Origin of the sequence: Pseudoduganella chitinolytica, assembly GCF_029028125.1 — a bacterium.
GTDB lineage: Bacteria > Pseudomonadota > Gammaproteobacteria > Burkholderiales > Burkholderiaceae_D > Rugamonas > Rugamonas chitinolytica.
The window spans coordinates 1,780,336-1,802,031 of record NZ_CP119083.1 but is presented as its reverse complement, the minus strand read 5'-3'; the positions used below and the strand labels follow the sequence as shown (position 1 = coordinate 1,802,031).

Below are 21,696 nucleotides of genomic sequence, written 5' to 3'. Positions count from 1 at the left end.
TCACCTCAGAAAGAATTCTTCCACAGCCGCAGCGCGGCAAACACGGCCAGCGGCGCGGCGTCCGGCGCCACCTTGCCGGCCGCGGCCAGCGTGTGGGCGATGCCGCGCTCGCGATAGCGCAGGAATGGATTCGTCGCGCGCTCCAGGTCGATCGTGCTGGGCACCGTGGCCTCGTGGCGCTCGCGCTTTGCCGTCTCGACGCCGATGCGTTCAATCAGCGCCCCATTGTCCGGCTCGACCGCGGCGGCAAAGCGCAGGTTCGACAGCGTGTATTCGTGCGCGCAGTACACCTGCGTGGCCGGCGGCAGCGCGGCCAGCTTGTCCAGCGAGGCCGCCATCTGCTCCGGCGTTCCTTCGAACAGCCGGCCGCAACCGCCGGCAAACAGCGTGTCGCCGCAGAACAGCATCGGCACCGCGCCGCTCCGCACGTAGGCGATGTGGCCCCTGGTGTGGCCTGGTACGTCCAGCACCGTCAGCGTCAGTTCCAGCCCCGGCACCTGGACCGTATCGCCCTCCACCAGCGGCACCGTGACGGCGGCAATGCCGTCGCTGGCGGGGCCGTACACGGGGATGGCGTAATGCTGCAATAATTGCGGCACGCCCCCGATGTGGTCAGCGTGGTGGTGGGTGAGTAGAATGGCAGTCAGGGACAGGCCATGCCGCTCGAGTGCGGCCAGGACCGGCCCGGCGTCGCCCGGGTCCACGACGGCCGCGTGTCGGCCGTCATGAATGAGCCACAGGTAGTTGTCGTTGAACGCCGGAACGGCCAGCACGTGCAGGGTTGTCGTCATCGGTGCAAGATAGGAATTCACAGGGACCCGCAGGGAACCCACAGGGAACGCATGGATAGCGCAACATCCGAAAAATCCATTATAGCGCTGGACAGCTGGCTGCAAACGCCGGCCGGTGCGTACGTGCGCGCGTGGGAACAGCAGCTGCTGGACGAGTTGACGGCCGACATCTTCGGCTTCAACGCGCTGCAGATCGGCACGCCGCAGATCGATGCGCTGGCGGCCAGCCGCATGCCGCACAGGTGGCTGGCGGAAACGCGCGCACAAGGTGGAGCGGCGCCTGCCGGCCGGGCCGTGACGCTGACGTTCGATGCGGGCGAGTTGCCGTTCGCGTCGCAAAGTCTCGACCTGGTCGTGCTGCCGCACGTGCTCGAGTTCGCGGCCGAGCCGCACCAGGTGCTGCGCGAAGTGGAACGCGTGCTGATCCCGGAAGGCCAGCTGATCATCTGCGGCTTCAATCCGGCCAGCCTGTGGGGCCTGCGCCAGGTGACGGCGCGCGTCACCGGCGCCCATTACCTGCCGGAGGCGGGGGAATTCATTTCTATGCCCCGCATCAAAGACTGGTTAAAATTGCTGAACATGGGCGTCAGCCACAGCCATTTCGGCTGTTACGCGCCCGCCTGCCGCACGGAGCCCTGGCTCGCCCGCTACGCGTTCATGGATCGCGCCGGTACGCGCTGGTGGCCATACTTCGGTGCCGTCTACCTCGTGCAGGCCATCAAGCGGGTCAAGGGGATGCGCCTGATCGGCCCTGCGTGGAGCAAGAAGTCCGCCAAGGCGCCCGTCGCGGTGCCCGCCGCCAACAAGCATCGCGAGGGCACCGACAGCGAACGGCAGGAAACCATAGCGTCGCAATAAGGTCAGAGAAACATGAATAGTGAGCAGTACCTGGACAAGGTAGAGATTTTTACGGACGGCGCCTGCAAGGGCAATCCGGGCACAGGCGGCTGGGGCGCGCTGATGGTTGCGGGGGAGGCGGAGAAGGAGCTGTGCGGCGGCGAGCTGAACACGACGAACAACCGCATGGAGCTGAAAGCCGTGATCGAGTCGCTCAACGCGCTCAAGCGGCCGTGCGAAGTGGTCCTGCACACCGACAGCCAGTACGTGCAGAAGGGCATCAGCGAATGGATCCACGGCTGGAAGGCACGGGGCTGGCGCACGTCCACGAAGGAACCCGTCAAGAACGCCGACCTGTGGCAGGCGCTTGACACGGCCCAGGCCGTGCACAAGGTCGACTGGCGCTGGGTGCGCGGCCACAACGGCCATCCCGGCAACGAACGGGCCGACATGCTGGCCAACCGCGGCGTCGACCTGGTGCGACGCAAATGATGCCCGCGCCGCGTTTGCTATACTGCGCGGCTGTCTTCCTTACTCATCCAACACATGCGTCAGATCGTCCTCGATACCGAAACCACCGGCATCAACCCCAAGCTGGGCAACCGCGTCATCGAGATCGGTTGCGTCGAGCTGGTTGACCGCAAGCTGACGGGCAATAATTTTCACCGCTATATCAACCCGGACCGCGAGTCGGAAGAGGGCGCGCTGAACGTCCACGGCCTGACGACGGAGTTCTTGAGCGACAAGCCGCGCTTCCACGAAATCGTCGAGGAGCTGCGCGAGTACATTCGCGGCGCCGAGGTCATCATCCACAACGCGCCGTTCGACCTGGGCTTCCTGAACCACGAATTCCGCATGCTGAACCTGCCGTCGTTCGACGAACATATCGGCGGCGTCATCGACACCTTGGTGCAGGCCAAGGAGCTGCGCCCGGGCAAGCGCAACTCGCTGGACGCGCTGTGCGACTTCTACGGCATCTCAAACGCGCACCGCAAGCTGCACGGCGCGTTGCTGGATGCCGAGCTGCTGGCGGATGTCTACCTGGCGATGACGCGAGGCCAGAACAGCCTGGGCATGGACATCGAGGAAGAGACGTCGGCCGGGGGCATCCAGCTGGAACAGGTGGCCCTGGCAGAGATCCTCGTGGTGCGTGCCTCAAGCGACGAAATGGCCGCGCACGAGGAACTGTTGAACGGCCTGGACAAGGCTGTGAAAGGAACTTGCATCTGGCGCACGCCGGTTGCTTGAAGTCCCTTGACGGCACGCAAGTGCCCACCTATAATAATGCTTCTTCGGGAGGTTAGCTCAGGGGTAGAGCACTGCATTCACACTGCAGGGGTCGCAAGTTCGAAACTTGCACTTCCCACCAGAATTCGCTGTGATATCAAAGGCTTGCAACGTTAGGTTGCAGGCCTTTTTTGTTTTGTACGGAATGTTCTAATAGGCTCGTTAGCCCTTGCGCGCTATTCCGATTCCGTCGCACATACGGCCTAGCCTGTCGTAAGGTTGTACGAAAGGCACAGCCGCCCTATGTCTGGCAACCCGGCGTGTCCTACTGGCTTTGTGTCGCAATATTCGAACCATGCTAGGGGAAGATATGAATACGCCGTTGTCAAGTGGAGACGCGGGCAGTGGTCACTACGCTGTCTACGAAGGCCATGCGAATACGCTGCGCACATGGCTGACTGCTTACGGAGTGGAGTTCCAGTCCTGATCTTTAGCCAAGACAAGATCTTCGCCGCACTAGCCAAGGTCGGTCTTGTGCAGGAAGTGGCCGTGTGTTTCCTCGTTGGTTTGACATTGCAGGTCCTGCTCGCGCTTATCAATAAGCAGACGATGTGGATGTGCTATTACGGCGAGCTCAAGTCCGAGTTCCAGTCGAAGCGGCGCTACCGCTGCGCCAATTGGATATCCGAGCAGTTCTGGATCGATGCCGTTTTCGATATCCTTACCATATCGTCGTTCGCGTGGCCGACTTATAGGGCGTTAAGCGGCATGACCGCGTCCTAAGCTTGAGTCGGCTAACTATCGAGTGATCGTGGCAGTTGCGCGGGTCAGGATGCCGACACTGGGGACGGCGCAGGCAAATTGCGCGGTCGATGGAGTTCAGCTTCGCATCCGCACCCCCGTGACTTCGTAATGCCGCATCTCCTGAATAAACGGAATGTACGTCCGCACCGCGCCCAGGAATTCGCGAAAGCCGGGACTCTTGCGGAAGCCTTCCATATGCCCGGTCGCGGAGTCCCACTCGATGCGCAGCAAGAACACGTTCGGCTCGTCCACGCAGCGGCTCAGTTCATAGGCCTGGCAGTGGACGGAGTCGTCCAGTGCGCGGGAAGCCCGGCCGTAGTCGGCCACGAACTGTTCGGCCAGCGGCTGGGGCAGGCTGTAGCGGATATATTCGACGATCATGGCACATCCTCGTTGTCGGCCTGCTCGTCGAGCAAGCGCAGGTGAAGGCGACGGCGCCGCGCGTGGGCGATGCCCCAGTCGTGCAGCAGCTGCAGGGCCGGCAGCAGGGCTTGTGCCACCGGCGTAAGGCCGTACGAGACGCCGCGCGGTACTTCGTCATCCAGCTCGATCCGCTCCACCAGGCCGTCGGCCTGCAGCTGGCGCAACTGCTCCGTAAACACCTTGCGCGACGCGCCCGGTACCTGGCGGCGCAAGGCGGTGAAGCGCAGCGCGCCACCCTTGAGCCGATAGACGATCGTCGGCTTCCATTTGCCGTTGATACAGTCGAGCGCGACCTCGATGCTGCAGAAGTAGTTCCTGGCGCCTGGCATCCCGAAACCCACCGTCGACGATGAGTCCCACTATACGAGGACGGGCGGCGCGGCGCAATACGGCACATTTTTGTAACCCGGCGCGCAGCGCGGGGAAGCGTTCAGCCCAGCGGTGGCCGTGCTGGCGGCAGCGTGTACGGGCTGCACGCCCAATGGGCGCGCGATCAACGACGGATCGGTGACGCTGCCCGCGCGAATCACGCAGTCCACCCCGCTCGACGACCAAGTTCACCTGGCGGTCGCTGGAACCGATGTCCAGCCCCACCTCCGGATAGCAGGAGCGGAGCTGGCCCAGCGACGGAATCAGCAACAGTGACGCGGTCGCCGTGCCCGTGTCGATGCGCAGGCGCCCGCGCGCGCGGCTGCGGGCGCGCCAGTTCGTCTTCCACCTCGTCCCATTCCTCCAGCAGGCGCGCCATGCGGTCGTAGTAGGCCTGGCCGTCCGTCGTCACCTCGACGCGCCGCGTGGTGCAGTTCAGCAGCTTGATGCGCAGGTGCGCCCTCGAACGTCGCACATTATCACTCGAACAGGAATTGTGCAGCCTCGCTTCGCCGGTTTATCACCAGGGCGCAGCCGTTCATGATGACCCCATCAACCAACCGAAGGGAATCCACCATGAACCAGCAGATCCTGATCGCCGCCACCGGCGCCCCCGCCGTGATGCAACTCGCGTCCGTGCCTGATGTCGGCCAGCCGGGCCCGGGCCAGGTGCGCCTGCGCCACGAAGCCATCGGCGTGAACTTCGTCGACACGCTGCTGCGTTCCGGCGCCTTCCCCGCACCGCTGCCGCTGGCGATGGGCGTCGAGGGCGCCGGTGTCGTCGTCGCGGTGGGCGAGGGCGTCGCCAACGTGCAGGTCGGCGACCGCGCCGCCTACTTCTTCTCGTTCGGTGCCTATGCCGACGAACGGCTGATCGAGGCCAAGCACCTCGTGCGCCTGCCGGCAAACGTCAGCGCGGCAACGTCCGCCGCCACGTTCACGAAGGGCCTGACCGCCTGGATGATGCTGTTCGGCGCCCACCGCCTGCAACCTGGCGAGACGGTGCTCGTGCAGGGCGCCGCCGGCGGCGTCGGCTCGATGGTGGCACGCTGGGCCAAGGCACTGGGCGCCACCGTGATCGCGACGGCCGGCTCCGCATCGAAGGTGTCGTCGGTCGCTTCCTGGGGCATCGACCATGTGCTGTCGTCGGATGACCCGGCGCTCGGCGCGCGCGTGCGCGACCTGACGGGAGGCCGGGGCGTGGACGTCGTCTACGAGTTGGTGGGCAAGACCACCTTCGGGCAGTCGCTGCGGGCGCTGCGCGACGGTGGCACCCTGGTCCACGTCGGCAATGCGTCCGGCAGCCCCGCCGTGGACAAGGAGGCGCTGGCTGAGCGCGGCATCCGCTACGCCCAGCCCAGCACCGGGCAGTACGTGGACGAGCGCGCGGAACTCGAACGCGCCAGCGCCACGCTGTTCGCCGCGCTGGGTGATGGCATCTTCGGCGAAGTCCTGCCACGGCGCTACCCATTGCGCGACGCCGCCCAAGCCCACGAGGACATCGCCGCGCGCCGCCTGACCGGTGCCGCCATCCTGGTGCCGTAATCATACCGTGGCTTCCGCGCGCCGAGCGGGTAGGCTAGAATGAGAACCATTCTCATCCATGGCAGGACGTATGCCTCCCACTCTCGATCCCGCGCGACGCCGCGCGCTTGCCGCCGGCGCGCTGTCCCTGGCCGGCCTGGCGCCGGCGCCGGTACGCGCCGCCAGCGACTGGCAGGCGGCCACCATGCCGCTGGCGCGCCAGCGCGACATCGTCTCGACCGTGACGGGGCAACGCTACCGGATCTTCGTCAGCATCCCCGAACGTGCGGCACCGCCGGGCGGACATCCCGTGTTGTACGCGCTGGACGGCAACGCGACCTTCCCCAGCCTGGCCTTGATGGCGCGGACGGCCGGCGCGCGTGCCGCGGTGACGGGGCACGCGGCCCCCATCGTTGTCGGCATCGGCTATGCGACCGAGCGCGATTACGACCCGGCCCGCAGCAGCGACTACACGCCGCCAGGCGGCAAGGATGCCGCGCCGACCGAGGGCGGCGCCGGCCGCTTCCTGGATTTTGTCGAGCAGGAGGTCAAGCCGCTGGTGCGCACGCTGGCGAGCGTCGATCCGGGCCGGCAGGCGCTGTTCGGCCATTCGTACGGCGGCCTGTGCGTGCTGCACGCGCTGTTCACGCGTCCGGCGTCGTACCAGGCATACCTCGCTTCCAGCCCGTCGATCTGGTACGGCGGCCGAGTGGTGCTGGCCGGCGTCGAGGGACTGCGCCAACGCGTGCTGGCACTGCCGCACAAGCCGGCGCTGCTGCTGACGGCGGGCGAGCTGGAACGTGCACCCGTCAGGCCCGGCGCGCCAGGCAGCGCCAACCCGGCCGCGGCGCAACGGCGCATGGTGGAGGAAGCGGGTGACCTTGCGGCGCGCCTGCAGGCGCAGCCGGACGTGCTGTCGAAGGTGCGCTTTCAGTTGCTGGCGGGGGAGAACCACGGCTCCGCGGTATTCCCCGCGATGGCGCGGGGGCTGGAATTCTTCCTCGCTTGACTGGCGCCCAGCGCGCCGGGATCAGCGATAGTCCTCCGCCGTCAGCCCATGCTTCTGCATCTTGTGATACAGCGTCTGCTTGGGCAGGCCCAGTGCCGTGCAGGCGCTGCTGACACTGCCGCCCGCGGCGCGCAGGGCCGCATCGATCACGGACCGTTCGAACGCGCCGACCTGGTCTGCCAGCGAGGCCGTCGCCGGGGTGGCCGCGGCAGGGCCCGCGACGCCCGGCAGCGCGCCCGGCAGGCCCAGCACGTAGCGGTCGGCCGCGTTGCGCAGCTCGCGCACATTGCCCGGCCAGTCGTGGCGCAGCAGCGCTTGCAGGTGGGCGGGCGGCACGGTGGGCACGTCGCGCCGGTAGCGGCTGGCCGCATCGAGCATGAAGTGTTCGAACAGCAGAGGGATGTCGTCGCGCCGCTCGCGCAGCGGCGGGATGTGCAGCACGATCAGGTTCAGGCGGTAATACAGGTCGGCGCGGAACTGGCCCTGGTCCACCAGGTCGCGCAGGTCGGCCTTGGAAGCGGCGACGACGCGCACGTCCACGGGGAGGGGCTGCACGGAGCCGAGCCGCTCGATGTAGCGCTCCTGCAGCACGCGCAGCAGCTTGACCTGCATCGCCAGCGGCAGGCTCTCGATCTCGTCCAGGAACAGCGTGCCTTCCGACGCATGCTCGATCTTGCCCACCTGGCGCTTGGCCGCGCCGGTAAACGCGCCAGCCTCGTGGCCGAACAACTCGCTTTCGAAGATCGTTTCCGGAATCGCGCCGCAGTTGACGGCCACGTAGTGGCGCCGGGCGCGCTCACTGAACTCGTGCAGGCAGCGTGCCACCAGTTCCTTGCCCGTGCCCGTTTCGCCATAGATCAGCACATCGGCCGGCTGGCTGGCCACGGCCAGGATCGTGCGGCGCAGTTCGCGCATCGCCGGCGTATTGCCCAGCAGCGCCGCGTCGATGCCCTGGCTGTGCGCCAGGCGCTGGCGCAGCTCGCGCACCTCCAGTTGCAGGCGCCGCTTGTCGGCCGCGCGCCGCACCACTTCGGCCAGCTGGTCGGAGGAGTAGGGCTTCTCGATGAAGTCGTAGGCGCCGTCGTGCATCGCCTGCACGGCCATCGCGATGTCGCCATGGCCCGTCACCAGGATCACCGGCAAGCCGGGATCGACGCCATGCGCCGCCGCCAGCAATTCCAGCCCGCTGATGCCAGGCAGCCGGACGTCGCTGACGATCACGCAGCGGCTGTCCGCGTGCAGCAGCTCGCGGGCCGGTTCGGCGGCGTCGAAGCTGCGCACGTTGAAGCCCGCGAGGTCCAGCGCCTGGGCGCTGCCTTCGCGTACGGCGGGGTCGTCCTCGACCAGTATTACTTGTATGTCATCCATCCTGTTTTTCCATTGTCGCGGCCTGCAGTTCGATGACGAACGAGGCCCCGGTCGTCGTTTCCTCCGAGCGCAGGCTGCCACCGAAATCGCGCACGATCTGCTCCGAGATGGCCAGTCCCAGGCCCAGGCCTTCGCCTTGCGGCTTGGTCGTGAAGAAGGGCTGGAACAGCTTTTCGCGCGCTTCGTCCGTCAGCCCGGGGCCGTTGTCGGCCACGCGGATCAGTACCGATTGCGCCGTCTCCGTCACGCCGACCGTCAACGTGCGCGGCGCGCCGCGCTCCAGCGTCGCCAACGCATCCAGGGCGTTAGTCATCAGGTTCAGCAGGACCTGTTCCAGCCGGTTGCTGTCGCACAGCGCATAGACGTCGGCCTGGCTGATGTCGAGCGTGAACGCCACCTTGTCCAGTTGCAGGCGGCGCTCCACCAGCACCAGCGCGTTCGAGATCGCCGTGTGGATCGAGACGGGCCCCAGCTCCGCGTTGGACTTGCGCGCAAAGCTTTTCAGCTTGCCCGTGATGCTGCCCATGCGCGCGACGATCTGCGAAATCTTCGCCAGGTTCTGGCGCGCTTCGTCCATGCGGCCCCGCTCGAACAGCAGCACGGCGTTGTCGGACATCGTGCGCAGCGCCGTCAGCGGCTGGTTCAGTTCATGCGTGATGCTGGCCGACATCTGGCCCAGCACCGCCATCTTGCCGGCCTGGTACAGCTCGTTCTGCGTGCGGTGCAGCTGCTGCTCGGCCTGGCGCCGCACCTCGGCCTCGGCCATCAGGCGCTGCGTCGTGCGTTCCAGGCGCGACGTGCGCTCGGCCACCATCAGCTCGAGCTGGTTGTAGGCGGCCTGCAGCTGCTCCTTCGCCTGCAGGCGCTGGCGCACGTACAGGAACAGCAGCAACAGGAAGCCATACGCCACGCAGGCGAACAGCACGGCGGCGCGGGCGTTGGCGCGCGCCTGGCTCAGGTCCGACAGGTACAGGAACGTCCATTGGCGCGGCGCCAGCGAACGGGTCTGCACCAGCAGCGGCGGCGTGATCGAACCGCGGGCCTCGCTCCCGCCGGCCGCGCCGATCGTCACCACGCGCGTGCCGTCGAGGTGTGCCGCGTCGTCGCGGATCGGCAGCGACGGCAGCGCCAGGCCGTGGTACTGGCGCGTTTGTTCGAGCTGAGCCCGCACGCTGTCGGGCAGGGGGCGCAGCGTATGGTATTTCCAGGCCGGGGCCGAGGACAGGAACAGCACGCCATTGGCGTCCGCCAGCATCACCTTGTCCGCCCCTTGCACCCAGCCCCGTTCCTGTTCCTCGATATTGACCTTGACGACGGCCACGCCCAGCATGCGGCCGTCGCGATGGACGCCGCGCGCATAGAAGTATCCCGGCTCGCCGCTGGTGGTGCCCACGCCATAGAAGCCGCTGGGGCGGCCGCTCAGCGCGTTCTGCAGGTAGGGCCGGAAGCGGATGTCGTCGCCCACGAAGCTGTCCTTCTGGCGCCAGTTGCTGGCCGCCAGGGTGCGCCCCTGCAGGTCGACGATGTAGATGATGCGCGAGCCAGCCTGGCGCGACAGGCGTTCCAGGTAGGTATTGACGTCGAGACGGCGCTTGTCGTCTTCCGGATGCTCCAGCAGGGCCAGCACGTTGCGGTCCAGCTCCAGCATGTGCGGCAGGAAGTCGTACTTGTCCAGCAGGTTCTGCAGGCTGGCCGCATACACTTCGAGCCGCTGGGCCCCGGCGGCGCGCAGCCGTTCGATGTTGATCTGTTCCGTCCAGCGGTAGGCGGCGCCCGCCAGCGCGACACCCCCGGCCAGCGCCGCCCACCAGGCGATGTGCGCGAGCCGCCGCCGCCGCGCGCGGGTGGCGAACGGCGTGGCGGCAAGCGCGTCATGCGCGCGCAGGGCAGGGGAGTCGGGCGGGATTGGCATCGCGGCCACTATAGCAAATCCCGCGTCCGGCTCGCTCAGAAGCAGTGCCGGATGCCGAGGTTGAACGCGGCGTTGCCGTTGCCGCTGTCGGTGGCGTTGCCCACCGTGAACGGGGCACCGTTGTCGTTGTCGATGTGGCCATAGGCGGCGTACAGGTCGGTGCGCGCCGACAGGCCGTACAGGTAGGCGGCGCCGTACTGGCGCGCATCGCGCTGCGCGGGCGACTTGTCGTCGTGCTGGACGACGGACAGCCACACGCGGTGCGGGCCGCTCTTGAACGTCAGGCCAAGCAGCGCGTCGCGGCTGACTTCGCCGCCCAGGCCGCGGTTGCGGACGATGGCGGCGTGGCCCATCACGCTGCCCAGCGTATAGCGCGCGGCCAGGATGGTGTTGCGCACGTGGTCGGGAAGCAGCGCATCCTCGCGGCGATGATGGCCCAGGTTCACGACCAGTGGGCCGTTCGTGTAGCTCAATACGCCGCTGAAGGCACGCTTGCGGTGGCTGTCGGCCGCCAGCGGGTCCGTCGTTTCGCCGGCACCGTATGCCACCTCGGCCGACCAGCCGGCCAGCTCCGGCGTGGCGTAGATGACGGTGTTGTCCATGCGGTGGTTGCCCGCCATGACGTTCGTTGCCTGGCCGGCCAGGCCGTCCTCGAACGGATCGGCCACGTCGCGGATCGCGCGGTAGTAGGGCGAGTACTGGCGGCCGACCGTCACGCTGCCGAACGAGCCGCGCAGGCCGACGAAGGCCTGGCGGCCGAAGCGCAGGCCGCCCTGGCCCGAGGCGCCGGTGTCGATGTTGTAGCCGCCTTCGAGCACGAAGATGGCGGACAAGCCATTGCCCAAGTCCTCCGTGCCCTTGAAGCCCAGCCGGGAGCCGGAAGCGAGGCCGCTGCCGACTGCCGTGCTGTTGCCTGCCGGGGTGCCGTATTCGGCCACCAGGCCGGCGTCCGCGACGCCGTAGATCTGGACATTGGATTGTGCTTGAGCGGCCGCGGCGGTCAGTGCCAGTGCCGCGGTGATTACGTATTTCATCGGGTCTCCTAAGGTCAATCGTTGATGCTTTTTTTATGCAGCCTGGACGTTGCGCTGCTCTTCGTGCGCCTGGGGTGTCTCCAGGGCGCCTTCCCACTTGGCGACCACGGCGGTCGCGACGGCATTGCCGACGGCATTGGTGGCCGAACGGCCCATGTCGAGGAACTGGTCGACCCCCATCAGCAGCAAGAGGCCGGCTTCGGGGATGTTGAACTGGGTCAGCGTGGCGGCGATCACCACCAGCGAGGCGCGCGGGACGCCCGCCATGCCTTTGGACGTCAGCATCAGCAGCAGCAGCATGCTGATCTAAGTGCCCATTGACAGCTCGATGCCGTAGGCCTGGGCGATGAACAGCACGGCGAACGTGCAGTACATCATCGAGCCGTCCAGGTTGAACGAGTAGCCCATCGGCAGCACGAAACTGGAAATGCGGCGCTGCACGCCGAACTTGTCGAGCGCGAGCAGCAGCTTCGGATACGCGGCCTCGGAGCTGGCCGTCGAGAAGGCCAGCAGGAACGGCTCGCGGATCAGGCCCACCAGGCGGAACACGCGCGGTCCCAGCACGAGGAAGCCGGCGCCGATCAGCAGCAGCCACAGGCAGAACAGGCCCAGGTAGAAGCCGCCCATGAACTTGGCGAACGTGACGAGGATGCCAAGGCCGTTGGTGGTGACGACGGAAGCCATGGCCGCGAACACGGCCAGCGGCGCCATGTTCATGATGGCGCCCGTCATGCGCAGCATGACTTGCGCCAGTTCGTCCACGACGGCCACCAGGCGCTTGCCCGATTCGCCCAGCGCGCCCAAGGCGGAACCGAAGAAGATCGAGAACACCAGCACCTGCAGGATCTCGTTATTGGCCATCGCCTCGATCGGCGACTTGGGCACGACGTGCGTGATGAAGTCCTTCAGCGTGAAGGCGGCGGTCTTCAGGCCCGTGCTGGCGTCGACGGGCGGCAGCGGCAAGCCGAGCTGGGTGCCCAGCTGCAGCACGTTCGACAGCGCCATGCCCAGCGCCAGCGAGACCAGCGAGGCCACCACGAACCAGGCGAATGCCTTGGCGCCGATGCGCCCGGCGGCCTTGCCGTCCGCCAGGTTGGCGATGCCGATGGTCAGCGTGGAAAACACCAGCAGCGCGATGATCATCTTGATCAGGCGCAGGAAGATGTCCGTTACGAGCGAGATGTGGCCCGAGATGCCGGCGCTGGTCGCCTTGTCGGGGAAAACGGTGTGACAGGCATAGCCCACCGCGATGCCGAGCAGCATCGCGACAAGGATATACAGCGTGAGGGGGCGCTTTTTTTGCATTGCAGTCTCCGTGTTATAGAAACCGCGGTGAGCCACCGCGGAGGTGGCTCCCATATAGCAAGTGCCGTGCCTGACGTTGTCAGGAGGCTAAGTTGTTGTTTTCATTAGGAATGTTGATTTGTCGGCAAGCGCGATGTCCAAACTATTGGACGGGCGGGGAGATGGTCGTCCAAGCGTTTGGATGGCGCGGTATCAGCTGGCGTCGCGGTGGACGTCGCGCCACAGCAGCATGTCGGCGATGCGTTCGGACTTGTCGTCGTCGAAGCCGAGCCGCGTGGCGCGCTCGCGCGGGTTGACCCACGTGCCGAACAGGATGTCCCAGATCGGCAGCCCGTAGTTCTGCGCGTGGTGGCCGTACTGGTGATGCACCGTGTGCATCTCGGGACGCTGGACGAAGTACCCAAGCCAGCGCGGCGTGCGCAGGTCGCTGTGCAGGAACAGGTCGAACACGCCCGTGACCAGCAGCGCGATGCCGGCCGCCGTCGGGCTCGCGCCCAGCACGTAGTAACTGGCGAATGCGCTGATGCAGATGGCGGCGGCGCTGTCGAGCGGGTGGGCATAGAACGCGGTCAGCGCTTCGACGCGGCGGGCGCTGTGGTGCAGCTGGTGGAAGACGCGCCACAGCAGGTCGGAATGGTGCGTCAGCCGGTGCCACCAGTAGAACACAAAGCTCGTCAGCAGGAAGCTGAGCAGGCCGACGGCGGTGTCGGGCAGCCAGGCGCCGGCGTCGAACAAGGCCGTGGCGCGGATCGCGCTCCCGAACAGGTAGCCGCCCGCGATGGTGACGACCAGCGTGGCCAGGCCGCTGGCGCTGGCCAGGATCAGCCAGCGCCGGTCGCAGTGGTTGCGCGAGGCGGGGGCGATGACTTCCCGGCAGAACAGGGCAACGAACGTCAGGGCGACGAGGGGAGGATGAGGAGTTCGGTCATGGGGCGATCGGTTTCAGTGATGCGGGTAGGGCAGCGGGGGCGCGAGATCGGGCGTCGGGCCGCTGAAGACGACGCCAAGTTGCCGCGTGCAGAATCGTTCGACCTCGCGCCATTCGTCGACGCCGCTGGGGCTGTCCAGCAGCCGCCGGTCGGGATAATTGTAGAGCAGGGCACGCGCCGCCGCCCGGCGCACGGAATGTTCGCTGACATCGGCGACATAGGTCTTCAGCGGCGAGCGCAGGGAGCGGCACACGACGGCGAGGCTCCTGCGGGTGCCGACCCGGCCCAGTTCGTCCAGCCGCGCCGGCAGGACCGTGCCATCGCGCGCGTCGCCAACGTCGTAGAAGCGATTGGGCGGCGCCGGCGGCGCATGTCGTGCCGCTTCGGCCGTCGCCCGGATCAATCCATCCTCGAGCTGCCGGTTGCCCAGCGCCGCTCGCGCGATCCGCAAGCCATCCAGCACATCCGGACGGTCGCGCCAGTATGGCTGGCGGGCGATCCGCTCGACATGGCGCAGCGCACCGGGCGTCTTGGCACGGGCGGCGATGCCCACGTGGGCCGGTTTCGACTGCCGCAGCGAGGCCAGGTAGATGGGGTGGAAGGCCGCCAGGTCGGCGGGAAGGCAACGCTCGAGCAGGACGCGCGCTGCCTCGCTGGCAGCGGTGTCGTCGTGGACGAACCCGGCGGTGACCAGCACGCGGATGACTGCACGGTCGCGGACGATCGCAAGGCGGTCGGGCGGCGGCCGGTCCGCCGCCAGCGCGGCTCGCTCCAGCAGGCGCACGATCGCCTGGCGGCTATGCGTTGTTCCCGTCGCCAGGGCCTGCGCCAGCAACGCCAGCGCGGCCGGAGCTACGCGGCCGTTGTCGACGAGCGGCTGCACGGGGACCTGGTGATCGAAGGGCGCGCCGGCGCGATAGCTGTTCGCCAGTGCCTGGGCGGCAGCGGCTGCCTCGTCGGACGGGTTTGCGTGCGCGGGCGGCAGGAGCTGGCACAGGGCCAGCGCGGCACAGGCGGCATGTTGCACGAAGCGGCGGATCATCGGTCGGGGGCGGGTCGGCATGAAGCGCGTGGCGGCAGCGGCAGCGTCAGCCATGGCGGCGCAATCGATGGGCGACAGTGCAAGCACGGTCAACACTGCGCAGGAAGCGTGGGTGAGGCGTCTCATCGTCGATCGCCCGCGTTGTTCTTGGACTTTGCTTCCTCGTCCGCCACCTGCCGCGCCAGCCGTTTGACGGCGTTCGCGGGCAGCAGCATCGTTTCGCTCAGGTACCTGGGCGCGAAGTAGACCAGGATGCGGACCTTGCAGGCGATTGCCGCGCCGGGCGGCAGCACTGCGTCGACATATGCCGCGTCGCCGATGGACATCGACGAGCCGGACTCCCACTTCTCGAAGGACAGGTGCGCCTTGTACCGGAAGACCTTGCGCTGGCCCACCCGCCGTTCGGCGACAAACTCCAGCGAGCCGCTGGCGGTCTCGGTGGCATAGTCGGCGGCATCGAAATCCGATTGCCGGTCGAGCCTGCACACCAGTTTCTTGTTGACTGCCGGCCAGAACCGGCCCTCGTCCTCGTAATAGCCCAGGAAGTCGACGTCCGCATCGAAGGTGACGGCGTAGGCATTGTCCTCGATGCCGACGCCGACCAGCTGCAGCTTCGCTGCCGGCGGCGCATTGCAACCGGCCAGCAGGCCAAGCAGGAGCAACCACCAGAGCCTGAGCATCGTCTTCATTCCCGCAACGGTCACTCGGCACCCGCCGGCTCGCTCAGCGTCAGGTACAGCAGGACGGCGTTCCCTTCGGCGCAGGCAAAGCCTTGCACCGGCCGCCCGGACTTGCGCACGTAGCCCGTGTGCGGATGGCAGTGTGGCCGGTCGATCAGGTCGACGACATTGCCCTGCGCGCCGGCCAGCAGCTGGCGAAAGCCCGGCGCCAGCCAGGGACGGGGTGCCTCGGGCGCGATCCAGGTCCGCCCGACCGGCTCGTCGCGGCGCGCGATCCATTGCGCGGGCACGCCGCGGAACTCGGCGATCAGCGTGATGTAGTCCGTGGGCCCCGGCACGCCTCCCGTGTATTCCGGGGTGCCGAAGATCTGCCAGGTCACCGCCGTCGCCGGAATATCCGTCGTGACCTGCCGCGCCAGGTCCGCCATGCTGGTCGAGGGCGGATTGTCCGGTGCGCAGCCGCCCAGGGCCAGCAGGGACGAGAGCGCTGCGACGACCGGAAGCACTCGACGGTTCATTGCACGCCAGCCGGCGAGGCGGGCACGCCGCGGTCGGCCCGAATGGGAGCGGGATCGAAAGACGCGCTGACGGTGGGCGGGGGCGGCAGCACGGCATCCGGCTTGGCGAAGCGATACTGCGCCTCTTCCGCGGGCACCGTGCCGTCCAGGTAGCGCTCATCGGCCCAGAGCAGGCGCCATGTCACGGCCACGTCGGCACTGTCCGTCGCGCTCTGCAGCGTTACGGGCGGCGCATGCGAGCCGCCATGCAGGTAGTTCATCGTGCCGGTCACCTTGAACGGTGGCCGCGGCGTTGGCGTGCGGGTCAGCCAGCCCAGTAGCGACGGCGCCGGCGCATCGACGGGCTCCCAGATGCCGGAGCACGGGACCATGCGCCCGGTCCGCACCAGCCGGCTGTCGATCGGGTCCGGCACGTCCGGCAGGACCTCCGGGAAGGGCATGTCGTTCAGGTAGTTTTCAAGCCACTCGCTGTACGACAGCACGCTGGCCCAGTGGCGGTAGTAATCCAGGATGCGACGCCATGCCGTCACGGAGCTGACGCGCTTGAGCCAATGGAAGATCTGGCGGCGTTGCAGCTCGGTGGGCAGCAGTACCGGCTCACCGGACGGGAGGGTTGGAGTGGGCATGGGCAGTGGCGGGGTCGAACGGGTGCAGCGCGCCGTCACTTCGACGGCGCGTTGCGGCAGCACGGACAGGCGGCGTTCGGCATGCCGGCATGGCCCCTGCCGTGGAGGCCACGGTGGGCTGTGCCGGCACATCCGTCAGGGCAGGGTGATCGTCAGGTGCGCGGCGCGCGGTGCCATCTTGACGACGTCGTTGTACGCCGTCATCTTGTTTTCCGTGTGGTGCGACAGGGTCGTGCGCAGGCCCAGGTAGCCCAGCACGCAGACGAGGCCGAACACGGAGCACATCACCCACACCGGCAGGTCGCTGCGCAGCTTGTGCTTGACCTGGTCGGGCCGGTCGGCGTGCGGCGCGAAGCCGCCGCGCTTGCCCTTCATGTGCGCGATCTCGTCGCCCAGGCGCGACGTCAGGTAGTTCAGCTTCTCCGAACCTTCCAGGATGTAGCGGCCCTGGAAACCCAGCAGCAGGCACATATGGAACACTTCCAGCGCCTGCACGTGGGCGCTGCCGCGTGCGCGCAGCTCTTCCAGGCGGTTGAAGAAGTTCTCGCCCGCCAGCTGGTCGCCGAACAGCGTCAGCTGCAGCGGGCGGCGTTCCCACGCGTCGCGGATCGGGAACGACGAGCGCAGGATGATCTCGTCCACCGCCGCGCAGAACGCGTACTTGGCGGCGTCGACGTCGTCGGCGGCCGCGTTCTGCTTCTTGGCGGCGCGGCCGAAATCGTCCAGGAACTGGGCCATCTTGCGCGCGAACTCGCCGTCGTCCTGCGGGCCGTTGCCGTTCTTGAGCATGAACAGGGCGTAGAAGCCGTCATACATCAGATCGAGCAGCGTTTGCGGCGCGGCGTTCGTTGCCGCGGGGGCGGCGCCCGCCATCAGGGAAGGTGCGGTCATGGTACTCATACTTGGGTAAATCCTCGATTCTGCTTAGGGTTGCAAGCGGCGGACAGTCTACGACGTGACCGCCACCAGGTCCAGCTTCACGTCGTGCATGCCGCCCGGGACGTAGATGGAGATCGACTGCGCCTGCAGCATGCGTTCGTACATCTGGCCTTTCGCCTCGATCGAGAAGTAGATCGCATCGGGGCGGACCGGCACGGCGGCCGGCACCTGCGGCGCGTGTTGCAGGCGCACGCCGGGCATGGCCGACAGCACGAACTTCTCGACGTCGTCCGGTGCGCCCACCTTGAAGCGCAGCGGCACGACATCGACGATCTCGCTGGCCGGCATCTCGGCGGAGACGGCCAGGTAGAACGTCGTCTTGTCGTCGATTTTCTGGGAGTCCAGCATCCCATGGTGATACGATGGTTTGACCTCGCGCAATGCAATGGCGAAGTACTTGGACGAGATGACGGTGTCGAGCAGCTCGCGCACGATCTGGTACAGCGTGTCGAACGCCGGGCCCGGGTCGGTGTGGCTGTAGGCCGGCAGGTCGGCCAGGGTCCAGCTCTTCGAGAACGTCATCAGGCCGCCCGCCAGGCCCAGCAGTTGCTCGAACAGGCGTTCCGGATGCAGCGCCGGGTGCTGGTAGTAATGCGACAGCGTCGCGTAGGCCGTGCTGGCCGTGTGCAGCAGCCAGAACGAGGACATGTCGCCGGAGCGGAATTCGATCACGTGCTTGCTGGGCTCGCGATGGTGGCCGTACAGCGCGCTGACCTTGGCCTGCAGGGCGTCCAGCAGGCGGCGCAGCTGGTTGAACAGCAGCGGGGCGCTCTTCACCGACAGGCTCGGCGGCAGGAACGCGGTGTCGAGCTCGAAGCCGCCCGTTGCCGCGCGGCGCAGGCGCAGCAGCGGGAAGTGCACGTAGGAATCGCGCGGCTCGAATTCGGACACGAGACGCACCGTTTTCTTGAGATAGGACAGTTGCGCCGACGCCGCATGCGTATATAAATCAGGCGTCTCCCGGTTCGCCTGCTGGAAGCGCACGGCGTTCGCACCGGGCGCGTTGGCGTCGCCGAAGTTGCCGCCGAACGGCTTGAAGGCGGGCAGCGCCGCATAGAACGTGACGCTCTGGCCGCCTGCCGGCAGCTCGCTCAGGTCGACCGTGTCGGGAAGCTCGTCGAGGCCGGGGGCGTCGTACAGCTCGCCGTCCTGGAAGCGCAGCGACAGGGCCAGCAGGCGCAGCGCGTTGTTGCCCAGTGCGTCGCGGTCGACCTGCAACTGGTCCACGCCCCAGGCATAGGGATGCAGGGCCTGGACGGAGCGGTTCAGGCGGTGTTCGTGATATTGGTCCTGCTGCTGGAAGTGCTGGGGGCGCAAGAACAGGCCATCGCCCCATAGAATTTTGCTACTCATGCGTGATCGCATCCTTGTCGACGGTGTGCGTGGATGCCCGGATTGCAGCAGCGTGACACGTGTGTCGAAACGTTGTCTGCGTTGCACCAAGCACGACGCCCTTTTTTAACAGGGCGGCCGCGGGGTTAATCGGAGGTTTACTGCTGACCCGGTCATAAACCGATGGACCCTTCAATAATAAATTACTGATAAGGTTGAGTCTCTTGGTTATAATTATATAATAAGCATCTTTGATGAGCTAGTTTGAGGGCAGCATGACAACCGTTACACAGTTTGGCCGCATCGGCCGGTTTATTGGCGCAGCCGCCTGCGCCGCCACGCTGACAGCGTGCACGGCCACCGCACCGGTGGCTATCGAGAAGGCCGCCATTCCCACCATGGAGGACCTGCTGGGCAAGGCCACCCAGGCCAGCGGCGCGGGCCAGAAGGAACAGGCCGTCACCTTGTGGAAGCAGGCCGCCGTGGCCTTCCCGACCGAGAAGCAGCCCTGGGTGAACATCGCCCAGGCCCGTTTCGACGCCGAGCAGTACGGCGAAGCCATCGTCAACGCCCAGGAAGTCCTGGTGCGCGACCCCAACGACCGCGTGGCCAACAGCATCATCGCCATCAGTGGCCTGCGCGTGGCGACGCGCGCGCTGAGCGACCTGAGCCGCCAGAACAACCTGTCCGGCACGACCCGTACCGATGCGCAGGAAATGGCGAAGATGTTGCGCGAGACGCTGGGCGAGGCGGTGCTGATGAAGGATGCCGGCCAGCAGATTATTCCCGGCGGTGGCCGTTCCACCACGACGGGCACCAAGCAGACCGGCAAAAAGGACACCAAAAAGACGTCCAACAAGCCCGACAATCCATTCGACATCCTGAAATAATTTTTTGGAAACTCCGCGGTGGAACTGCGCAGGGCGGCACACGCGGCCCGAGACATGCCGGGCACCCGGCATGTCATGTTTTCCCCGGGTGGCCACCCGTATTTAACCCAACGATAGGGATATCCCATGCCTAAAAACTCCAGCGTCCAGAAAAAACTGCAGAAGGTTCGTCCGCCGCGGGTCCAGATGACCTATGACGTGGAAATCGGCGATGCGATCGAGAACAAGGAACTGCCGATGGTCGTCGGCGTCGTCGGCGATTTCGGCGGTAATTCCGACGTGGCGCAGAAGCGCCTGAAGGACCGCAGCTTCGTCGCGATCGACCAGGACAACTTCGACGAAGTGCTGAAAGGCGTCGCGCCGCGCGCGGCCTATCGCGTCAAGAACGAACTGAGCGAGGAAGGCGGCGAATTCGGCGTCGACCTGACGTTCAAGTCGATGGAAGACTTCCGCCCCGAGGCGATCGTGCAACAGGTCGAGCCGCTGAAGAAGCTGCTCGAGGCCCGCACCAAGCTGGCCGACCTGCGCAACAAGCTGGCCGGCAACGACAAGCTGGAAGACCTGCTCAACGACGTCCTGAACAGCACCGAGAAATTGGCCGAACTGGGCCAGCAAACCACGAAAGAGTGATCATGTCCGTACAAGCCACTCAAGCCGGCGCCGCCGCCGTCACCACCACCGAGGCTGGCCTGCTCGACCAGATCGTCGAACAGAGCAAGGTCGCCAAGTCCAGCGCCGAACATGCACGCGCCAAGGACCTGATTTCCGAGCTGGTCAGCCAGGTCATGGACGGCACCGTCGTCGTCTCCGACAACCTGGCCGCCACGATCGATGCGCGTGTCGCCGAACTGGACCGCCTGATTTCGGCGCAGCTGTCGGCCGTGATGCACGCGCCCGAATTCCAGAAGCTGGAAAGCAGCTGGACGGGCCTGAACTACCTCGTGCGCAACAGCTCGACGAGCCAGAACCTGAAGATCAAGATGCTCAACGCGACCAAGCGCGAACTGGTGAAGGACTTCCAGAGCGCCCTGGAGTTCGACCAGAGCACAATGTTCAAGAAGGTCTACGAGGAGGAGTTCGGCACCTTCGGCGGCGCCCCGTTCGGCGCGCTGCTGGGCGACTTCGAGATCACCCGCCAGCCAGAGGACATGTACTTCATCGAGCAGATGTCGCACGTCGCGGCGGCCGCGCATGCGCCGTTCATCTCGTCCGCGTCGCCCGAGCTGTTCGGCCTGGAGAGCTACTCCGAGCTGGGCAAGCCGCGCGACCTGTCGAAGATCTTCGATACCGTCGAATACGCCAAGTGGAAGTCGTTCCGCGAGTCCGAGGATTCGCGCTACGTGGGCCTGACCCTGCCGCGCTTCCTGGGCCGCCTGCCGTTCAACCCGGCCGACGGCGCCACGACGGAAGGCTTCAACTTCGTCGAGGACGTGGACGGCACCGACCACCAGAAATACCTGTGGTGTAACGCCGCCTATGCGTTCGGCACCAAGCTGACGGCCGCGTTCGAGGACTACGGCTGGTGCGCGGCGATCCGCGGTGTCGAAGGCGGCGGCCTGGTCGAGGACCTGCCGACCCACACCTTCAAGACCGACGAAGGCGAAGTCGCGCTGAAGTGCCCGACCGAGATCGCCATCACCGACCGGCGCGAGAAGGAATTGTCCGACCTGGGTTTCATCTCGCTGGTCCATTGCAAGAACACCGACTATGCCGCTTTCTTCGGCGCGCAGTCGGCGCAGAAGCCGCGCAAGTACAACAACGACGCCGCCAACGCGAACGCCGTGCTGTCGGCCCAGCTGCAGTACATCTTTGCCGTATCGCGCATCGCGCACTACATGAAGGCCATGATGCGCGACAAGATCGGCAGCTTTGCCGCCGCGTCGAACGTCGAGGACTTCCTGAACCGCTGGCTGACGCAGTACGTGCTGTTGGACGACAACGCCAGCCAGGAACAGAAAGCCCAGTTCCCGCTGCGCGAGGCGTCCGTACAAGTTTCCGAAGTGCCGGGCCGGCCGGGCGTGTATCGCGCCGTGTCGTTCCTGCGTCCGCACTTCCAGCTCGACGAGCTGTCCGTATCCCTCCGTCTGGTCGCGGAGCTTCCAGCATCGACCAAAACTTAAAGCAACATAGTTTTTAA

22 protein-coding genes, 1 tRNA gene and 1 pseudogene are annotated in these 21,696 nt (G+C 66.5%); 10 read left to right on the top strand and 14 right to left on the bottom strand.

Translation table 11 applies throughout. The annotated features are described in order from the left end of the window. Nucleotides 1-5 precede the first annotated feature (5 nt). Nucleotides 6-791, bottom strand: a complete 786-nt coding sequence (gene gloB, locus PX653_RS07860) for a hydroxyacylglutathione hydrolase (RefSeq protein ID WP_277417339.1) — start codon at nucleotides 789-791, stop codon at nucleotides 6-8. A 51-nt stretch (nucleotides 792-842) separates the two neighbouring features. Here gloB and PX653_RS07855 point away from each other — a divergent pair, with 51 nt between their 5' ends. The 5 genes from PX653_RS07855 (at nucleotide 843) to PX653_RS07835 (ending at nucleotide 3,638) form a co-directional block, all read left to right on the top strand. After that, the gene (locus PX653_RS07855; RefSeq protein WP_277417338.1) at nucleotides 843-1,649 is read left to right on the top strand and encodes a class I SAM-dependent methyltransferase; all 807 of its coding nucleotides are present in this window, start codon (nucleotides 843-845) and stop codon (nucleotides 1,647-1,649) included. A gap of 30 nt (nucleotides 1,650-1,679) precedes the next feature. Beyond that, complete coding sequence (gene rnhA, locus PX653_RS07850; protein ID WP_371876467.1) at nucleotides 1,680-2,120, top strand: ribonuclease HI; 441 nt, start codon at nucleotides 1,680-1,682, stop codon at nucleotides 2,118-2,120. Between the two features lie 54 nt (nucleotides 2,121-2,174). Next, nucleotides 2,175-2,876, top strand: a complete 702-nt coding sequence (gene dnaQ, locus PX653_RS07845) for a DNA polymerase III subunit epsilon (RefSeq protein WP_277417336.1) — start codon at nucleotides 2,175-2,177, stop codon at nucleotides 2,874-2,876. A 46-nt stretch (nucleotides 2,877-2,922) separates the two neighbouring features. Beyond that, nucleotides 2,923-2,997: transfer RNA gene (locus PX653_RS07840), tRNA-Val, on the top strand. 308 nt (nucleotides 2,998-3,305) lie between these two features. After that, nucleotides 3,306-3,638 (top strand): hypothetical protein, encoded by a 333-nt coding sequence (locus tag PX653_RS07835; RefSeq protein WP_277417335.1) that lies wholly within the window; start codon nucleotides 3,306-3,308, stop codon nucleotides 3,636-3,638. A gap of 96 nt (nucleotides 3,639-3,734) precedes the next feature. On the opposite strand, the gene PX653_RS07830 is transcribed toward PX653_RS07835, so the two are convergent. Beyond that, nucleotides 3,735-4,040, bottom strand: coding sequence for an antibiotic biosynthesis monooxygenase family protein (locus PX653_RS07830; protein WP_277417334.1), 306 nt, complete (start codon nucleotides 4,038-4,040; stop codon nucleotides 3,735-3,737). After that, entirely contained in the window at nucleotides 4,037-4,411 is a 375-nt protein-coding gene (locus PX653_RS07825; protein WP_277417333.1) for a winged helix-turn-helix transcriptional regulator, read from the bottom strand. The genes PX653_RS07830 and PX653_RS07825 overlap by 4 nt, the downstream gene beginning before the upstream one ends. 616 nt (nucleotides 4,412-5,027) lie before the next feature. Here PX653_RS07825 and PX653_RS07820 point away from each other — a divergent pair. Next, nucleotides 5,028-5,996: a zinc-binding dehydrogenase gene (locus PX653_RS07820; protein WP_277417332.1), complete on the top strand. Its 969-nt coding sequence runs from the start codon at nucleotides 5,028-5,030 to the stop codon at nucleotides 5,994-5,996. 70 nt (nucleotides 5,997-6,066) lie between these two features. Beyond that, a complete protein-coding gene (locus PX653_RS07815; protein WP_277417331.1) occupies nucleotides 6,067-6,984 on the top strand; it encodes an alpha/beta hydrolase in 918 nt (305 codons plus the stop codon). Nucleotides 6,985-7,005: 21 nt separating this feature from the next. Here the strand turns inward: PX653_RS07815 and PX653_RS07810 are convergent, their stop codons facing one another. The 11 genes and pseudogenes from PX653_RS07810 to tssK all read right to left on the bottom strand — a co-directional run bounded on the left by PX653_RS07810 (nucleotide 7,006) and on the right by tssK (nucleotide 18,690). Further along, entirely contained in the window at nucleotides 7,006-8,352 is a 1,347-nt protein-coding gene (locus tag PX653_RS07810) for a sigma-54-dependent transcriptional regulator (RefSeq protein ID WP_277417330.1), read from the bottom strand. Next, a complete protein-coding gene (locus PX653_RS07805) occupies nucleotides 8,345-10,264 on the bottom strand; it encodes a sensor histidine kinase (RefSeq protein ID WP_277417329.1) in 1,920 nt (639 codons plus the stop codon). The genes PX653_RS07810 and PX653_RS07805 overlap by 8 nt, the downstream gene beginning before the upstream one ends. Nucleotides 10,265-10,299: 35 nt before the next feature. Next, complete coding sequence (locus PX653_RS07800; protein WP_277417328.1) at nucleotides 10,300-11,298, bottom strand: porin; 999 nt, start codon at nucleotides 11,296-11,298, stop codon at nucleotides 10,300-10,302. Nucleotides 11,299-11,331: 33 nt separating this feature from the next. Continuing rightward, a pseudogene (locus PX653_RS07795) lies at nucleotides 11,332-12,603 on the bottom strand (dicarboxylate/amino acid:cation symporter). A 192-nt stretch (nucleotides 12,604-12,795) separates the two neighbouring features. Continuing rightward, the gene (locus PX653_RS07790) at nucleotides 12,796-13,338 is read right to left on the bottom strand and encodes a sterol desaturase family protein (protein ID WP_277417327.1); all 543 of its coding nucleotides are present in this window, start codon (nucleotides 13,336-13,338) and stop codon (nucleotides 12,796-12,798) included. A 207-nt stretch (nucleotides 13,339-13,545) separates the two neighbouring features. After that, nucleotides 13,546-14,700 carry a hypothetical protein gene (locus PX653_RS07785; protein ID WP_277417326.1) on the bottom strand — a complete coding sequence of 385 codons (1,155 nt, stop codon included), beginning with the start codon at nucleotides 14,698-14,700 and terminating at the stop codon, nucleotides 13,546-13,548. Next, nucleotides 14,697-15,254, bottom strand: a complete 558-nt coding sequence (locus PX653_RS07780; RefSeq protein ID WP_277417325.1) for a hypothetical protein — start codon at nucleotides 15,252-15,254, stop codon at nucleotides 14,697-14,699. The genes PX653_RS07785 and PX653_RS07780 overlap by 4 nt, the downstream gene beginning before the upstream one ends. Before the next feature lie 20 nt (nucleotides 15,255-15,274). Continuing rightward, nucleotides 15,275-15,760: a hypothetical protein gene (locus PX653_RS07775; RefSeq protein WP_277417324.1), complete on the bottom strand. Its 486-nt coding sequence runs from the start codon at nucleotides 15,758-15,760 to the stop codon at nucleotides 15,275-15,277. Nucleotides 15,761-15,768: 8 nt separating this feature from the next. Then, complete coding sequence (locus tag PX653_RS07770) at nucleotides 15,769-16,398, bottom strand: Imm71 family immunity protein (protein ID WP_277417323.1); 630 nt, start codon at nucleotides 16,396-16,398, stop codon at nucleotides 15,769-15,771. 135 nt (nucleotides 16,399-16,533) lie between these two features. After that, nucleotides 16,534-17,298 carry a type IVB secretion system protein IcmH/DotU gene (icmH, locus tag PX653_RS07765; RefSeq protein WP_277417322.1) on the bottom strand — a complete coding sequence of 255 codons (765 nt, stop codon included), beginning with the start codon at nucleotides 17,296-17,298 and terminating at the stop codon, nucleotides 16,534-16,536. A gap of 48 nt (nucleotides 17,299-17,346) precedes the next feature. Then, a complete protein-coding gene (tssK, locus tag PX653_RS07760; RefSeq protein ID WP_277417321.1) occupies nucleotides 17,347-18,690 on the bottom strand; it encodes a type VI secretion system baseplate subunit TssK in 1,344 nt (447 codons plus the stop codon). Nucleotides 18,691-18,944: 254 nt separating this feature from the next. Here tssK and PX653_RS07755 point away from each other — a divergent pair, with 254 nt between their 5' ends. The 3 genes from PX653_RS07755 to tssC all read left to right on the top strand — a co-directional run bounded on the left by PX653_RS07755 (nucleotide 18,945) and on the right by tssC (nucleotide 21,679). Then, nucleotides 18,945-19,559 carry a tetratricopeptide repeat protein gene (locus tag PX653_RS07755; protein ID WP_277417320.1) on the top strand — a complete coding sequence of 205 codons (615 nt, stop codon included), beginning with the start codon at nucleotides 18,945-18,947 and terminating at the stop codon, nucleotides 19,557-19,559. 126 nt (nucleotides 19,560-19,685) lie between these two features. Next, the gene (tssB, locus tag PX653_RS07750) at nucleotides 19,686-20,189 is read left to right on the top strand and encodes a type VI secretion system contractile sheath small subunit (protein WP_277417319.1); all 504 of its coding nucleotides are present in this window, start codon (nucleotides 19,686-19,688) and stop codon (nucleotides 20,187-20,189) included. A gap of 2 nt (nucleotides 20,190-20,191) precedes the next feature. Further along, nucleotides 20,192-21,679: a type VI secretion system contractile sheath large subunit gene (tssC, locus tag PX653_RS07745; protein ID WP_277417318.1), complete on the top strand. Its 1,488-nt coding sequence runs from the start codon at nucleotides 20,192-20,194 to the stop codon at nucleotides 21,677-21,679. Nucleotides 21,680-21,696: the final 17 nt, after the last annotated feature.

Excerpts from the sequence above, each read along its gene's own strand:
- PX653_RS07755 (WP_277417320.1), top strand. The coding sequence starts at position 18,945 with ATGACAACCGTTACACAGTTTGGCCGCATCGGCCGGTTTATTGGCGCA.
- PX653_RS07780 (WP_277417325.1), bottom strand. The coding sequence starts at position 15,254 with ATGCTCAGGCTCTGGTGGTTGCTCCTGCTTGGCCTGCTGGCCGGTTGC.
- PX653_RS07855 (WP_277417338.1), top strand. The coding sequence starts at position 843 with ATGGATAGCGCAACATCCGAAAAATCCATTATAGCGCTGGACAGCTGG.
- PX653_RS07800 (WP_277417328.1), bottom strand. The coding sequence starts at position 11,298 with ATGAAATACGTAATCACCGCGGCACTGGCACTGACCGCCGCGGCCGCT.
- dnaQ (WP_277417336.1), top strand. The coding sequence starts at position 2,175 with ATGCGTCAGATCGTCCTCGATACCGAAACCACCGGCATCAACCCCAAG.
- PX653_RS07785 (WP_277417326.1), bottom strand. The coding sequence starts at position 14,700 with ATGAGACGCCTCACCCACGCTTCCTGCGCAGTGTTGACCGTGCTTGCA.
- PX653_RS07770 (WP_277417323.1), bottom strand. The coding sequence starts at position 16,398 with ATGCCCACTCCAACCCTCCCGTCCGGTGAGCCGGTACTGCTGCCCACC.
- PX653_RS07830 (WP_277417334.1), bottom strand. The coding sequence starts at position 4,040 with ATGATCGTCGAATATATCCGCTACAGCCTGCCCCAGCCGCTGGCCGAA.
- PX653_RS07820 (WP_277417332.1), top strand. The coding sequence starts at position 5,028 with ATGAACCAGCAGATCCTGATCGCCGCCACCGGCGCCCCCGCCGTGATG.
- tssC (WP_277417318.1), top strand. The coding sequence starts at position 20,192 with ATGTCCGTACAAGCCACTCAAGCCGGCGCCGCCGCCGTCACCACCACC.
- icmH (WP_277417322.1), bottom strand. The coding sequence starts at position 17,298 with ATGAGTACCATGACCGCACCTTCCCTGATGGCGGGCGCCGCCCCCGCG.
- PX653_RS07810 (WP_277417330.1), bottom strand. The coding sequence starts at position 8,352 with ATGGATGACATACAAGTAATACTGGTCGAGGACGACCCCGCCGTACGC.
- PX653_RS07805 (WP_277417329.1), bottom strand. The coding sequence starts at position 10,264 with ATGCCAATCCCGCCCGACTCCCCTGCCCTGCGCGCGCATGACGCGCTT.
- tssK (WP_277417321.1), bottom strand. The coding sequence starts at position 18,690 with ATGAGTAGCAAAATTCTATGGGGCGATGGCCTGTTCTTGCGCCCCCAG.
- PX653_RS07825 (WP_277417333.1), bottom strand. The coding sequence starts at position 4,411 with ATGCCAGGCGCCAGGAACTACTTCTGCAGCATCGAGGTCGCGCTCGAC.
- PX653_RS07815 (WP_277417331.1), top strand. The coding sequence starts at position 6,067 with ATGCCTCCCACTCTCGATCCCGCGCGACGCCGCGCGCTTGCCGCCGGC.
- tssB (WP_277417319.1), top strand. The coding sequence starts at position 19,686 with ATGCCTAAAAACTCCAGCGTCCAGAAAAAACTGCAGAAGGTTCGTCCG.
- PX653_RS07835 (WP_277417335.1), top strand. The coding sequence starts at position 3,306 with ATGGCTGACTGCTTACGGAGTGGAGTTCCAGTCCTGATCTTTAGCCAA.
- gloB (WP_277417339.1), bottom strand. The coding sequence starts at position 791 with ATGACGACAACCCTGCACGTGCTGGCCGTTCCGGCGTTCAACGACAAC.